Annotated in this window: 11 protein-coding genes; 3 read left to right on the plus strand and 8 right to left on the minus strand. The window is 62.8% G+C overall.

From position 1 onward, the window contains the following. Positions 1 to 6: 6 nt before the first annotated feature. On the minus strand, positions 7 to 1,407 hold the full coding sequence (locus tag NCCP436_RS09845) for a GTPase/DUF3482 domain-containing protein (protein WP_220803819.1): 1,401 nt from the start codon (positions 1,405 to 1,407) through the stop codon (positions 7 to 9). Then, positions 1,400 to 2,803 carry a DUF2868 domain-containing protein gene (locus NCCP436_RS09850; RefSeq protein ID WP_220803820.1) on the minus strand — a complete coding sequence of 468 codons (1,404 nt, stop codon included), beginning with the start codon at positions 2,801 to 2,803 and terminating at the stop codon, positions 1,400 to 1,402. The genes NCCP436_RS09845 and NCCP436_RS09850 overlap by 8 nt, the downstream gene beginning before the upstream one ends. A gap of 90 nt (positions 2,804 to 2,893) precedes the next feature. Here NCCP436_RS09850 and NCCP436_RS09855 point away from each other — a divergent pair, with 90 nt between their 5' ends. Together NCCP436_RS09855 and NCCP436_RS09860 are read left to right on the plus strand one after the other, a co-directional pair. After that, complete coding sequence (locus NCCP436_RS09855; protein WP_220803897.1) at positions 2,894 to 3,421, plus strand: dihydrofolate reductase; 528 nt, start codon at positions 2,894 to 2,896, stop codon at positions 3,419 to 3,421. Positions 3,422 to 3,519: 98 nt separating this feature from the next. Beyond that, a complete protein-coding gene (locus tag NCCP436_RS09860) occupies positions 3,520 to 5,634 on the plus strand; it encodes a TonB-dependent siderophore receptor (protein WP_220803821.1) in 2,115 nt (704 codons plus the stop codon). Positions 5,635 to 5,771: 137 nt separating this feature from the next. Here NCCP436_RS09860 and NCCP436_RS09865 read toward each other — a convergent pair whose 3' ends face one another. Continuing rightward, positions 5,772 to 7,139: a nucleobase:cation symporter-2 family protein gene (locus NCCP436_RS09865; protein ID WP_220803822.1), complete on the minus strand. Its 1,368-nt coding sequence runs from the start codon at positions 7,137 to 7,139 to the stop codon at positions 5,772 to 5,774. 200 nt (positions 7,140 to 7,339) lie between these two features. Here NCCP436_RS09865 and NCCP436_RS09870 point away from each other — a divergent pair, with 200 nt between their 5' ends. Continuing rightward, positions 7,340 to 9,079, plus strand: a complete 1,740-nt coding sequence (locus NCCP436_RS09870; RefSeq protein ID WP_220803823.1) for a hypothetical protein — start codon at positions 7,340 to 7,342, stop codon at positions 9,077 to 9,079. 29 nt (positions 9,080 to 9,108) lie between these two features. Here NCCP436_RS09870 and gloA read toward each other — a convergent pair whose 3' ends face one another. From gloA to NCCP436_RS09895, 5 genes are all read right to left on the minus strand, one after another. After that, positions 9,109 to 9,636 carry a lactoylglutathione lyase gene (gene gloA / locus NCCP436_RS09875; protein ID WP_220803824.1) on the minus strand — a complete coding sequence of 176 codons (528 nt, stop codon included), beginning with the start codon at positions 9,634 to 9,636 and terminating at the stop codon, positions 9,109 to 9,111. A 102-nt stretch (positions 9,637 to 9,738) separates the two neighbouring features. After that, entirely contained in the window at positions 9,739 to 10,206 is a 468-nt protein-coding gene (locus NCCP436_RS09880) for a metallophosphoesterase family protein (RefSeq protein ID WP_220803825.1), read from the minus strand. A gap of 66 nt (positions 10,207 to 10,272) precedes the next feature. Next, entirely contained in the window at positions 10,273 to 12,111 is a 1,839-nt protein-coding gene (ilvD, locus tag NCCP436_RS09885; protein WP_220803826.1) for a dihydroxy-acid dehydratase, read from the minus strand. 247 nt (positions 12,112 to 12,358) lie between these two features. After that, positions 12,359 to 13,213, minus strand: coding sequence for an ABC transporter permease (locus NCCP436_RS09890; protein WP_220803827.1), 855 nt, complete (start codon positions 13,211 to 13,213; stop codon positions 12,359 to 12,361). A 7-nt stretch (positions 13,214 to 13,220) separates the two neighbouring features. Further along, positions 13,221 to 14,456: an ABC transporter permease gene (locus NCCP436_RS09895; RefSeq protein ID WP_220803898.1), complete on the minus strand. Its 1,236-nt coding sequence runs from the start codon at positions 14,454 to 14,456 to the stop codon at positions 13,221 to 13,223. Positions 14,457 to 14,461 lie beyond the last annotated feature (5 nt).

The following is a 14,461-nucleotide window of genomic DNA, read 5'->3' on the forward strand; positions in this document are numbered from 1 at the left end:
AACGCTTTACTTTTTGGAACTTTCTGTAGCAGGCCGCAGTGCGGCAAGCTCGGTGCGCAACTGTTCCAGTTGTTCGGTGCGCTCGGCATCCTGCAGGCGTGAGTGTGGGTTGAGCGATGACCACTCCGGATGGGCGCGGGCCATGCTCAGGGCTGTGGGTAGTCGACCCTGGCGCCATAGCGCCTCCTGCGGCGCGCTCAGGGTGATGGCTTCCATGGCGGCATGACCGCGACTGTCCAGTGCGGCCAGCAGTTGCTGCTGGCGCAGGGCAAGCAGGCGCAGTACGGCATCGTCGACTGTCAGCTCGCGCTGACCCTTGAGTTTGCTCTTCAGTCGCTGGCCGTAGTTGCGCAGGGTCTGGGCTGTTCCACCAATTACCGCGCCCACCGCTGCTGCGGCCCCGAGTGTGAGTCCGCCGACCAGAAGATCCACGCCGACTCCGGTGGCGGCACCGGCGGCCATGCCGCCACCGACCTTGATCCCCAACTGCCTGAGGGTTTCCGGGTTGAACAGGTCATCGCCCCAGCGGCCGTCCAGTAGCGGTAGGTCGCTGGCGTGGGCATCGTCCGGGCGGAAGGCGTACAGGCGCAATAGGGCTTCGACGCAACGTTGCTCGCGCTGGCGGATGGCATCGCGCAGCTCGAACATGGCCTGCTGTTCCAGTTGTGACTGGGCTGCGACGCTACGACGACAAGCGGCGCAGTCGATCAGCAGCTCGGCGATCAGTCGCTGGCCGGTCTGGCGGCGTGCCTGGCGCTGTGCCTCGTGATCATCGATCAGTCGCTCAAGCTGCGGACGGGCGCGCTCGATCATCAGCGCCAGGCTCTCGTACAGGCGGCGCTCGCCATCCTCGGGTGGTGCCACGCTGTCGAACGCCACCAGTGCATGCAGGCCCAGACGCGCCAACGCCTCGCGCCATTCGCCTTCGCGGTGGTTGTCGCTGGCGACGAAATTGAGTACCGGCAGTAGCGGGCGACCGCACATGCTCAGCACTTCCAGTTCGTCACGGTATTTGGCCAATACCGGCTCGCGTACGTCGATTACGTAGAGTCCGGCGTCGGATGCCAGCAACTGGCGCAGTACCTTGGCCTCCTGCTCGTAGCGCTGGCGTGCTTCGCTGCCGGCCAGAAATCGCTCAAGACGCGCCGGGCCGTCCAGACGCTCGCCGGGTCGATCCAGGCGTTCGAGGTAATCGAGTAGGGCGATGGCGTCTTCCAGACCGGGAGTGTCGTACAGTTCGAGCTGCGGCGCGCCGTCCACCGACAGTCGCGCACCTTCAACATGGCGCGTGGTGCTGGCACGCGGGGAAACTTCACCGAAGCCGACATCGCGCGTCAGGGTGCGCAGCAGCGAGGTTTTTCCGACGTTGGTATGGCCGACCAGGGCCAGTTTCAGTGGCTCAGTCATGGCCGTTCTCCAGCCAGCTCAACGGGGCGGCATCGTCATAAGCCAGTTGCAGCCTATCGAGGGCCTGATGCCAGTCAGCGAGGCGTGCGCTGTCGAGACTTTCTCCAGGGGCTGGCGGCATCAGCCAGATACGGGTGGCCGCAGCCGAGCGTGCCAGCTCTGCGAGCAGCGCCAGGGTGCCGCGATCCGGCGAACGGCGCGGGTCGCAGGCTATGGCCAGGCGCTCGGGCGGGAAACAGGCTAGTTGTTCGAGCAGGCGGCGGCGTTGTTCGCGACTGTCGATAATGCCGGCGTCGCTGACCGAGGACGTCAGCTTAAGTGGTGGCCAGGGACGTCCGGCGTCCAGCTCCACACCCACCAGCACACTGCCGCTGCCGGGCTGGCCGGCGCTACCGGCCTGCGGCTGGTGCAAGACCGAGGGTGCCAGATCGCATACGCCCAGACGCTCGCTGTCCGGCAGTAGGCGCGGGCGCAATAGGTTGTAGCTGGGCAGTTCGGGATCCAGCTGCAATGTGCTCTTGCCGCTCTGCCAGCGCCACAGGCACAACAGCGTCAGCAATAGACGTGGCAGCAGACCGTAGACCAGCACGACGCCGACCAGCCAGCCAGCCCAGTGTTGTCGGGCGGCCTCGCTGGACAGGGCTGTATCGCCGCTGGCACGGATCAGCTCGGCGTCCGGCAGGCTGAAACCGAGCAGTGCGGGCAGGGCGCCGAGAGTTTGAGTCAGGGCGATGAAGGCGTCGCCACCGAGGATGGTAGTTTCCCAGACAAAGCCGTAACGGCGCGTGGCGAGCAGCAGCAGCAGGGTGCTCAGGGCAGCGAGCAGTGCCAGCGTCCACAGCGCGTTGACCATCAGGCCCAATCCCCAGCGAGTCAGGCGCCTGCGTTGCAGCATCAGCAGCAGAGCCGGTGCCAGTTGCACTGCACTGGCGTTGCGGGCCAGCTTCTCGCTTAGCCACAACCACAGGCGTCCGAGGGCACCCGGATTGTCGCGGCTCAGTAGCAGACCAATTAGCCAGGCGGTCAGCATCAGCAAATTCGGTCCCAGCAGGCTGCCCAGTGCCCAGAACACATTGACCGGTTGGCGACCGTCGCCGAGGGCCGCCAGCGCCAGGCCGGCGCCACTGCAGAGGGCCAGTAGAGCCAGTAGCAGACCGGCCAGGCGAGCACCCTGCAGCCAGTGCAGCAGGGCCTGATACTGGCCGTCGCGACGCGCCAGCAACAGCGCTCGCTGTCCGATGCGTTCGGCCAGGCTGCCACCGGCCACACGGGCCAGGCGATTGGCTTCGTCATCCTCAAGCGGGCCAGCTTGTTCTTCGCGCAAACGGATTGTCTCGCTGAGCCAGAGGCGCTGGAAAGAGGTTAGGCGGGCGTCGTTCACGCGGTGTCTCGTCATCCGGATATGCGCTTGAGGATAACCTCTGTGCAGCGTCGCTGCGAACAGTCGATGTGCGGGCGGGCGCAGGCAGAGGGCTGCGCTTCTGCTATCCTCGCCGCCATGAAAACGAACCTGTCTCTTTGTCTTATCGCCGCCCTCGCGCAAAACCGCGTGATCGGTCGCGACAATCAACTGCCCTGGCGTCTGCCGGCGGATCTCAAGCATTTCAAGGCGATGACCCTGGGCAAACCGGTGATCATGGGGCGCAAGACCTGGGACTCGCTCGGCCGGCCGCTGCCGGGACGGCTCAATCTGGTGGTCAGCCGCCAGGCCGGCCTGTGTCTGGAGGGGGCTGAAGTTTTCGCCAGTCTCGAGGCAGCTATCGAACGTGCTGAAGCCTGGGCGCGCCAACAGGGCGTCGATGAGCTGATGCTGATAGGTGGCGCGCAGCTTTATGAGCAGAGCCTGGAACAGGCCAGCCGGCTTTATCTGACCCGCGTGGAGCTGGAGCCTGAAGGGGATGCCTGGTTCCCGCTGTTCGACGAAGAGCAGTGGCAACGCAGTGCCGAAGAGGCGCATCCGGCCGAAGGTGAGGCGCCGGCCTATCGCTTCGAAATCTGGCAGCGTACCTCCTGAAGACGCTATTAAGATTTATTATTATTAGCGTTGACATACAATTTCTTTACAATATTATTCCCCTCGCCCGCTTCGGGCCACCATGGGGGAAGTTCATCATGCTCGACCGCGCATCGCCCGGACTGTTGGCGCTGGCCGTTTCTTTAACCACCCTTGTCGCCGAGGCCCAGCAGGACGCCGCTGATGTGCTGGAGCTGGAGGCCGTCTCGGTTACCAGCAATCAGTTGGGTACCATCACGGAGCAGTCGGCCTCCTACACTCCCGGTACCATTGCTACGGCTACGCGTCTGGTACTGACGCCGCGCGAGACTCCGCAGTCAATCAGCGTGGTGACTCGGCAGAAAATGGATGACTTTGGTCTGACCAGCATCGACGACGTGATGCGGCATACCCCGGGTGTCAGCATTACCACCATCGACAGCGAGCGTACGGTTTATTCCGCGCGTGGTTTCGAGATCAACAATTTCCAGTACGACGGTATCCCGATGATGCGTGATACTGCCTACTCGGCCGGCAACACGCTCAGCGATGTGGCGATCTACGATCGTGTTGAGGTGCTCAAGGGGGCGACCGGTCTGCTGACCGGCAGCGGTGATCCCGGCGCTACCATCAACCTGATCCGCAAGCGACCGACCTATGACTTCCGTGGTCATGTCACGGCCGGTATCGGCTCCTGGGATGACTATCGCAGCGAGCTGGATGTCTCCGGGCCGCTCAATGACGATGGCAGCATTCGTGGCCGCGCAGTGGCGGCTTATCAGGATCGTCATGCGTTCTACGACCGTTACAGTCGAAAAACCACGGCGTACTTTGGCTCGCTGGAGTTCGACCTGAGTCCCGATACCCTGCTGACTGTCGGGGCCGACTACCAGGACAACGATCCGAAAGGTTCCAGCTGGGGCTCAATTCCAATCTTTACCAGCGACGGTCATTTCAACAAGGTTTCCCGCTCGTTCAATCCGGGGACTCGCTGGAGTGCCTGGGAGCAATATACGCGTACCCTGTTTGCCACGCTGGAGCACAACTTCTCCGGTGGCTGGGTCGGCAAGTTGCAGCTCAATCACCAGATCAACGGCTACCACGCTGCTCTGGGCTCGGCCAGCTCCGGTCAGCCGGATTCGCTCAGCGGTAGTGGCGTGTCCCTCTGGCAAGGCAAATACGTGGGTGAGACAGTCAGCAACGCTCTCGACGGTTACCTCAGCGGACCCTTCCAACTCTTTGGTCGCGAGCATGAACTGGTGGTGGGCAGCAGCCTGGCGCGCCGCGAGACGGATCGCAAGGACCATGGATTCTTCGGTGGTACCGTGCCTGACTTCTACGACTGGAACGGTCAGGTACCGGAGCCGAACTGGAATGCGCCGACACGGGAAAACACCGTGGTGCGCGAGAATGGAATGTACCTGGCTACGCGCCTTGATCTGCATGACGACTGGAAGCTGATCCTCGGTAGTCGCGTGGCCGACTACCGCAGCCGGGGTGATCGCGATGACATGACGGAGACAGGCGTGCTGATCCCCTATGCCGGGCTGATCTACGACCTGAATCGGAACTTCTCGCTTTATGCCAGCTATACCAGCATCTTTAAGCCGCAGACGTTACGTGACCGTCAGGGTTCGACGCTGGCCCCGCTGGAAGGTGACAGCTACGAGACAGGCGTCAAGGGCGAGTTCTTCGGTGGTCGACTGAACACCAGTCTGGCTTACTTCGAGATACATCAGGACAACTACGGCGTCGCTGACGGTTTCATCGATGGCACCATTGAGACCGCCTGGCGTGCGGAGCAGGGTGTGCGTACCCGTGGTTACGAGGCGGAGATCTCCGGCGAGCTTTCGCCCGGCTGGCAGTTGCAGGCAGGTTACACCCACAAGATTGCCCGTCTCGACGGCGAGAAAATCAACACGGTGGCGCCGGAGGACAGCTTCAGCTTGTACAGCAGCTACCGCCTGAATGACCTGACTCTGGGCGGCGGAGCGCGCTGGCAGAGCCGCAGTTGGCGCAATTTCACCTTGCCAGGCGGCGCTCGGGATTTTGCTCAGGAGGCCTACTGGCTGGTGGATCTGATGGCACGCTATCAGATCACCAAGGATCTTTCCGCCACGCTGAACCTCAACAACGTGCTGGACAAGAAGTACTACGATATCTCCCCCTACTTCACCAACTACACCTGGGGTGAGCCGCGCAATATGACGCTGAGTGCCCGTTACGACTTCTGATATGTCCGCAAGGGGCGTGGCTCAAAGCCCGTGAAACCCTCTGGCGAGAGACCAGGCTAACGCTCCGAGTGGCTCGGGGCGTTGGCATTTTTAATCGATGCAGGCATTGCCTTAAATGTGCACGCAGACTGCCGGATTTAGCCGCCTGTCTCCTGTGTTGCTGGCTCTGGCAGGAACCAGTTCATCAGCAGGGCGCAGATGCCGCCGGTGGCCACTCCAGACTCCAGCACGCTGTGCAGGCCGGCGGGCAGGTGGGCGAGAAATTCCGGGACCTGCGAGAAGCCGAGGCCCAGGGCCAGCGACACGGAAATAATCAACAGCGCACGGCGGTCCAGCTCGATGCCGGCAAGGATATTGATGCCGGCAGCGGCTACGGCGCCGAACATCACCAGGGCTGCGCCGCCCAGAACCGGCTCCGGCACTGCTTGCAGCACGCCAGCCACGGCCGGGAACAGGCCGAGGATCACCAGCATGGCGGCAATCCACAGGCCGACATGGCGGCTGGCGATGCCGGTGAGCTGGATGATGCCGTTGTTCTGCGCGAACACCGAGCTGGGGAAGGTGTTGAACAGACCGGCCAGCAGCGAGTTGGCGCCGTTGACCAGTACGCCGCCCTTGATGCTCTGCATCCACTGTGGGCCTTCCACCGGTTGGCGCGACAGTTTGCTGGTGGCAGTGATGTCGCCGATGGCTTCCAGCGAGGTCACCAGATAGATCACCACCAGCGGCACAAACAGGCTCCAGGAGAAGGCCAGGCCGAAGTGCAGCGGCATCGGCACTTCCACCAGATTGGCGCCGTCCATGCCGGAGAAATCCAGCCGGCCCAGGTAGGCGGCCAGCGTGTAGCCGATTCCCAGGGCAATAATGATCGCGCAGCTGCGCAGCCACACAAAGGGCAGGCGGTTGAGCACGATGATCGCAGCCAGCACCACGCCCGAGAGCAGCAGATTTTCGCCGTTGGCGAAGGTGCCGTTGCCCATGGCCGCATAGCCGCCGCCCATGCTGATCAGGCCGACCTTAATCAGCGTCAGGCCGATCATCAGTACCACGATGCCGGTGACCAGCGGGCTGATCAGGCGTTTGACGAAGGGAAGAACGCGCGAGACGCCCATCTCGATAAACGAGCCGGCGATCACCACGCCGAAGATCGAGGCCATCACGCTTTCCACTGGCATGCCCTGGTCAACCAACAGCACGCCGCCGGCGATCAGCGGGCCGACGAAGTTAAAGCTGGTGCCCTGCACGATCAGCAAGCCCGCACCGAATGGGCCAAAGCGTTTGCATTGGACAAAAGTGGCGATGCCGGAGATCACTAGGCTCATGGACACCACGATATTGGTGTCGCGCGCCGACACCCCCAGTGCCTGGCAGATCAGAAGGCCTGGCGTGACGATGGGGACGATGATCGCCAGCAGGTGCTGCAGGGCAGCGAGCAGAGCGGCGAATGGGCGGGGTTTGTCGTTGGGGCCGTAGAGCAGGTCGTTGCGCGGTTCGGGTTCGGTCATGGCGGCGGGTTCGCGTTAAAAAGCGCGCAGTTTACCCCATGATCGATTGGTCAGCTTTGCAGCGTGTTGTGCGTGCATCGGGGGGGCATTGCCTGTGGATAGGCGCGTCAGCAATCGGGTGCAGGCTTGCTACCTGCCAATTGCCCTGTAATCTGGCGCGGCTGTCGATGTGCAGTTCACTTGCCAGGTAAGGAGCAGGCATGGCGTTTGATTACGGTTCACAGACACTGGGCATCCGTAACCCCTTCCGTTTTGAAGGTGCAATTACGGCGGTGCGTGGTGCGTTGATTGCAGCACTTGGGATTTACGGGTTGCTGCGCGTGGCAGGGTTGGTGGCGCAGCAGCGTGAGGTCGAAGGCTGGCTGCATGCAAGCTTTGGCATTGTGCTGCTGATCTGGGGACTGACAGCTTTGGGCGCGGGCCTGCTCAAGGTGTTTCGCTTTTATGTGGGGCGTAACGTGCCGGCCAGTCTGGCGCTGAATCAGGCCGAACCCGATGCCCGCCACCGTCTGGCGTACAACGCCGATGAGCTGCACGCGATGCTCATGGGCCGCAAGAACACCACCTTTGCCGAGCCGCAAAGTTTGTTCGCACGCTTGGTTCATACGCTGATTCCGCGTTTGATTTTCCTGCCGCCGACCTATCGCGGACTGGCGGAAAACATCGCCTTTGGCCTGGCCATGACCACCTTTATGTTGCTGGTGTTTGCCCTGGCCTGGTTTGCCGGCGCCACCGGCCTTGCGCGCATTGAAGGCACGCCGGTGATGGCCTGGCTCGGCGTGTTGCTGGCCGCTTATCTGGTCAAGCTGTGGTTCAGCATGCGTAACCCGCTGGTGCACTACAGCCGCACCGGGCTGAACATCAGCCTGGCGCGTATCGGCGTGATCATTGCCCTGGCCATTTTGCTGCCGGTGGCGCTGGTGTTTGTGCACAACAACGTGCTGCATATTCCGGCGCTGGCGGTAAACCCGGCGCCGATTCTGTTCACCACGCTGGGCCTGTCGCTTCTGGCCAGTGGCCTGGGGCTGTACCTGCTGCTGCATCGTTTGCGCGGCGTAGCGCCGGTGACGGAAGTGTCCGAGCACCGCGATAACTGGCAGCGCAATCTGGTGCCGCGCGAGCTGTTTATCCGTCTTGAGGCGCACATTCTGGCCAACCGCCGGTATCAGGAAATCCCCAACCGCGTGTACCGCAAGTTCGAGCCGTCGATGATGGAAGAGGGCGGTCGCGACAAGGGCGCGTTTGCCGGCACCGCGCTGGTGGAAACCCAGCCGATTCTCCAGCCGATTGAATGGCCGGCGACGTTTCGCACGGTGCGCATTGTCGCCACCGCCATTGGCCAGAGCCTGCTGGTGGCCAGCGCGGTGTGGCTGGTATTGCTGATCGGTGATCTGGCCAAGGCTTCCGCGCAGCCCGGCGTGCTGCTCAATCTCGCTTACCCGGTGCTGCTGTTGCTGTTCGGCTTGATCATCTCGCGCATGAGCAACGTGTTCTGGGCCGAGTTGCAGTTCCGTTCGCTGCTGCTGGATCTGTCGGTTGAGGGCACCTACACCGAATCGCGCCTGTCCACCGGCCAGAGCATCTACGACAGCACCCGCTCGGAAAACACCGTGGTGCGCTCGACCATCACCCCGTGGTTCCTGCTGAGCAATCTGCACACCTGCACCTTTGCCCAGTCCGGCAGCCTGAACCTTGAGCAGGAGCGCTATATCCTGGCATTGGAAAAGGCTGACGACACCCTGCAGGCGGTGCTCGGTGAACTCGATGAGTTCTTCGAAAGCCGCGAGGCGATTGCCGGGATCAACGAGGTGGATTTGCGCTCGGCCAGCCAGATCTACCAGATGAACGAGCAGACCCGAGGCACGCATAACGCGGTGGGGATTGAGCAGCAGGAAGCGGCGGGACTGATCCGCCGTGACGATCCCCCTGCCGGGCAATGAAAAAAGGGCCGCTTAAGCGGCCCTTTTTGTCAGATCACCGGGGTCGGCTGGATGATTTCCACCCAGTAGCCGTCCGGGTCTTTGATAAACGCGATGTCCTTCATGCTGCCGTCGGTCAGGCGCTTCTGGAAGGGCACACCCAGCTCTTCGAAGCGGGCGCAGGCGGCGCGGATATCCGGCACCGAGATGCACAGGTGACCGAAGCCGCGCGGCTCGCTGTTGCCGTGGTGGTAGGCAAAATCCGGGTCGTTTTCGGTGCCGTGGTTGTGGGTCAGCTCCAGCACGCCGTGCAGGCGCGAACGCCAGATGTGACGCTCTTGCGGGTCAGCCGGAATCTGCGAGCGATCCTTGATCAGAGCCAGGAAGTACAGGCTGAACTTGGCTTCGTTGAAGTCTTTCTTCTCGATCAGGGTGAAGCCCAGTACGCGGGTGTAGAAGTCCAGCGACTTGGTCAGATCCTTCACGCGGATCATGGTGTGGTTGAAGGCGAAGTCGCTGGTAGCAGCGTCAGGCTTGGCGGTCACGCCGGGCAGGGCGTTGAGCTCGTCCAGGGTCATGGTGTTCTCCATCAGGCATGGCAAGGGTCACAAAAGGGTAAATGGACTCACGACTGGTGGATTTCAAGGTCGTCACAGGCGAAAACTGCACTGACACGGCTTTCAGACTTGTAGTTCCAGCAGTTCTGCCTGCGCCTTGTCGCCGTCGATCTTTAGCCGCGCCACGCCAATCGGCAGGCGGAAGCGCCGTGGGCCGGCGCTACCCGGGTTGAGGTAGAGCGCACCGTTGCGGTATTCGTGCAGCGGCTTGTGGGAGTGGCCGGCTACAACCACGGAGATACCCTCGGTTGCCGGATCCAGGTTGAGCTGCTTGAGGTCATGCAGTACATGGATGGCGACAGCGCCGAGACGCAGGGTCAGGCGCTCGGGGATGGCCTCGGCCCAGATGCCCTTGTCGTTGTTGCCACGTACCACCGACAGGGGAGCGAGGCGTTCGAGTTCGGCGAGGATCTGCGGTCCGCCAATGTCGCCGGCATGGATCAGTTGGTCGACGCCGCGCAGTGCCGCCAGCGCCTCGGCGCGCAGCAGGCCGTGAGTATCGGCGATCAGGCCGATGGTTCGGCGTGTCATGGGGGCGCTCCTCAACAAGCGACAAGCCCGGCGCATGGCCGGGCTTGCAGGGTAGGCTGCAGACGGTTAGCCGTCCAGCAGCGCCTTGTTGCGCACTGCTCCCTTGTCGGCGCTGGTGGCCAGCAGAGCGTAGGCCTTCAGTGCGGTGGTCACGCGGCGGGCACGGGGCTGAGCCGGTTTCCAGCCCTTGCGATCCTGTTCGGCACGGCGGGCGGTCAGTTCTTCATCGCTGACCAGCAGGTTGATGCTGCGGTTGGGGATATCAATGAGGATGCGGTCGCCATCCTGCACCAGGCCGATGGCGCCCCCGGCAGCAGCCTCCGGCGAAGCGTGGCCGATGGACAGGCCCGAGGTGCCGCCGCTGAAGCGGCCGTCGGTGAGCAGAGCGCATTGTTTGCCCAGGCCCTTGGATTTCAGGTAGCTGGTCGGGTAGAGCATTTCCTGCATGCCCGGGCCGCCTTTCGGACCTTCGTAGCGGATGATCACCACGTCGCCAGGCTTGACCTCGTCGCCGAGGATGCCTTTGACCGCGCTGTCCTGGCTTTCATAGACCTTGGCGGTGCCTTCGAACACCAGGATCGACTCATCCACGCCAGCGGTTTTCACTACGCAGCCATCCAGGGCGATATTGCCGTAGAGCACGGCCAGGCCGCCTTCTTTGGAGTAGGCATGCTCGACCGAGCGGATGCAGCCTTCGGCACGATCCAGATCGAGACTCGGCCAGCGGGTGCTCTGGCTGAAGGCGGTCTGGGTCGGAATGCCGGCAGGGCCAGCTTTGAAGAAGGTGTGCACCGCTTCATCGTCAGTCTGGGTGATGTCCCACTGGGCGATGGCGTCGGCCATGGTTTTGCTGTGCACGGTGGGCACGTCGGTGTGCAGCAGGCCGCCACGGGCCAGCTCGCCGAGGATGGACATGATGCCGCCGGCGCGGTGCACGTCTTCCATGTGGTACTTCTGGATGTTCGGCGCGACTTTGCACAGCTGCGGCACTTTGCGCGACAGGCGATCGATGTCGCGCAGGTCGAACGGCACTTCGGCCTCCTGGGCCGCGGCCAGCAGGTGCAGGATGGTGTTGGTCGAGCCGCCCATGGCGATGTCCAGGGTCATGGCGTTTTCAAAGGCCTTGAAGTTGGCAATCGAGCGCGGCAGAACCGACTGGTCACCTTCGCCGTAGTAGCGGCGGCACAGTTCAACGGCCAGACGGCCGGCGCGCAGGAACAGCTGCTCGCGGTCGCTGTGGGTGGCCAGCGTCGAGCCGTTGCCCGGCAGGGACAGGCCCAGGGCTTCGGTCAGGCAGTTCATCGAGTTGGCGGTGAACATGCCCGAGCAGCTGCCGCAGGTCGGGCAGGCGCTGCGCTCGTATTCGGCGACTTTTTCGTCCGAGCAGGAATCGTCTGCGGCGACCACCATGGCGTCGACCAGGTCCAGTCCGTGGGCGGCCAGTTTGGTTTTGCCGGCTTCCATCGGGCCACCGGAGACAAACACCACCGGGATATTCAGGCGCAGGGCGGCCATCAGCATGCCGGGGGTGATCTTGTCGCAGTTACTGATGCAGACGATGGCGTCGGCGCAGTGGGCGTTGACCATGTACTCGACCGAGTCGGCGATGATTTCACGCGATGGCAGCGAATAGAGCATGCCGTCGTGACCCATGGCGATGCCGTCGTCTACGGCGATGGTGTTGAATTCCTTGGCCACGCCGCCAGCTTTTTCAATTTCACGAGCAACCAGCTGGCCCAGATCCTTGAGGTGCACGTGGCCGGGCACGAACTGGGTAAAGGAGTTGGCGATGGCGATGATCGGCTTTTTGAAGTCTTCGTCCTTCATCCCGGTGGCACGCCACAGGGCGCGGGCGCCGGCCATGTTGCGGCCGTGGGTGGAGGTTTTCGAGCGGTAATCGGGCATGGCGGTGGTCCTGCGGAGCTGATCACGGCACGGGCGCATGGGACGGCCCGCGAATATTAGGCATAGGATGAGCGCGCCACGGGCCGCTGGCAAACGTCAGTTCAAGTGCCGGGCTGTAGGACCGTGTGGCCGGACGGGATCACCGCTGGCTCGGTCGGCTCAGTGCTCTGCCTGGGGATGGGGCAGCAAGAGGCGATTCTAATCCGACGGGGTGCGCTTGCGAAAGGGCACCCCGTCTCGCCTGGTTTCAGTCCGGAATGTCCACACCGCGCAGGCGCTCGGTACGGCGGCGCAGCAGTTCGATGGTGACCAGCAAAATAATGCTGAACAGGATCAGCAGGGTGGCCACCGCGAGGATGCTCGGATTGATCTGTTCGCGCAGACCCGAGAACATCTGCCGCGGAATGGTGCGCTGCTGCGGCCCGGCCATGAACAGGATGACCACCACTTCGTCGAAGGAGGTGATAAAGGCGAACAGCGCGCCGGAAATCACCCCCGGGCGGATCAGCGGCATGATCACATCGAAGAACACCCTGATCGGCGTGGCACCGAGATTCAGCGCCGCGCGCGCCAGGCTGTAGTCGAAGCCGGTCAGGGTGGCGGTGACGGTGATGATGACGAAGGGCGTACCCAGCGCGGCGTGCGCCAGGATCACGCCAAGGTAGCCGCCGGCCAGGCCGAGATCCGAGTAGAAGAAGAACATCCCGGCAGCGGTGATGATCAGTGGCACGATCATCGGCGACAGCAGCAGGGCGGTGATAAAGCGCCGCAGTGGCATCTCGCTGCGCGCCAGGCCGACGGCTGCGATGGTGCCCAGCACTGTGGCCAGCAGGGTGGAGAATACGCCGATAATGAAGCTGTTCTGGATCGCCAGTATCCATTTGGGATCGTTGAGGATTTCGCGGTACCAGCGAAGTGAATAGGCCTCCGGATCCAGGGTGAGCATGCCTTCGGTGAAGCTGAAGAAAGGCTCGGCGTTGAACGATAGCGGCACGATCACCAGGATCGGCAGGATCAAAAACAGCAGTACCAGCCAGGAACTGGTCTTGAGCAGCCAGTTGCCGAGGTGGTGCCAGAAGCCGTAGTAGGCTGGAATCTTCATCGTTTGATCATCCCAACTTGATGTTGCTGGCACCGACGAAGCGGTCGTAGACCCAGTACAGCAGCAGGATCAGCGCCAGTAGTAACGAACCGAGTGCGGCGGCCAGTTCCCAGTTGTTCGAGCGCTGCATGTGGAAGGCAATGATGTTGCTGATCATCTGTCCGTCGGTACCGCCGACCAGTGCCGGAGTGATGTAGTAGCCAACCGAGATGATGAACACCAGCAGTGCGCCGGCGCTGAGGCCCGGCAGGGTCATCGGGAAGTAGATGCGGATGAACGCCGGAATCGGTTTGTCTCCCAGGCTTAGTGCTGCGCGCAGGTAGCTCGGGTCGATGCCGCGCATCACGCTGTACAGCGGCAGCACCATGAATGGCAGGAGAATGTGGGTCATCGCCACCACGGTGGCGAACGAGGTGTAGAGCATCTCGAAGGGCTGATCGGTCAGGCCGATGCCCATCAGGAAGGAGTTGATCACCCCGTTGGTCTGCAGCAGTGCGATCCACGAGGTGGTGCGCACCAGCAGCGATGTCCAGAACGGCAGCAGTACCAGTACCAGCAACAGGTTGGCGCGATTCGCCGGCAGACCGGCCAGATAGTAGGCCAGTGGGTAGCCAAGCAGGGCGCAGAGCAGGGTGATGACCAGCGCCATGTTGAGTGTCTTGGAGTACAGCTGCAGGTAGATCTGCGTATCCTGGCGTACCTGGATGCCCTCATCCGGGTGTAGCTCAAGATCCAGGGCGGTCAGGTAGTAGTCGTAGGTGTAGACCTTGCCGGCGCGTTCGATGGCGTACCAGAGCGCCGGATCGCTCCAGTTGCGGTGAGCGTCGAGCAGGGTTTTCACGCCCTGGCTGGCCAGGCTTTCGCTATCCAGCCGGCCGATGCGTCGGGCGCTGGACTTGACCACGCTGGACATGCCGGCATAGGCGCGGTTGAACTCCTCGGCCAGCTTGCCGGACAGGCGCTGTTCGTTGAGGGCGTGAAGCTCGCCTGCGAAGACTTGCAGGGTCTGTTCGTCCGGCAATTGGCGGTGGTCGTCCCAGCGTTCGAGCTCGACCAGCGTCAGTGGAATCAGTTCGGCCACCGTCGGGTGGTGCACGCTGCGCCACAGCATGGTGGCAATCGGGGCCACGAAGGTCAGCATGATGAACAGCAGCAGCGGCGCCACGAAGGCGAAGGCCAGCAGCCGCTTGCGTCGGTGTGCCGCCGCGGCCTGACGGGCTTCGCCGGCGGTCATGGAATGCATCAGGG

Source organism: Pseudomonas sp. NCCP-436 (assembly GCF_019656335.1).
GTDB lineage: Bacteria > Pseudomonadota > Gammaproteobacteria > Pseudomonadales > Pseudomonadaceae > Aquipseudomonas.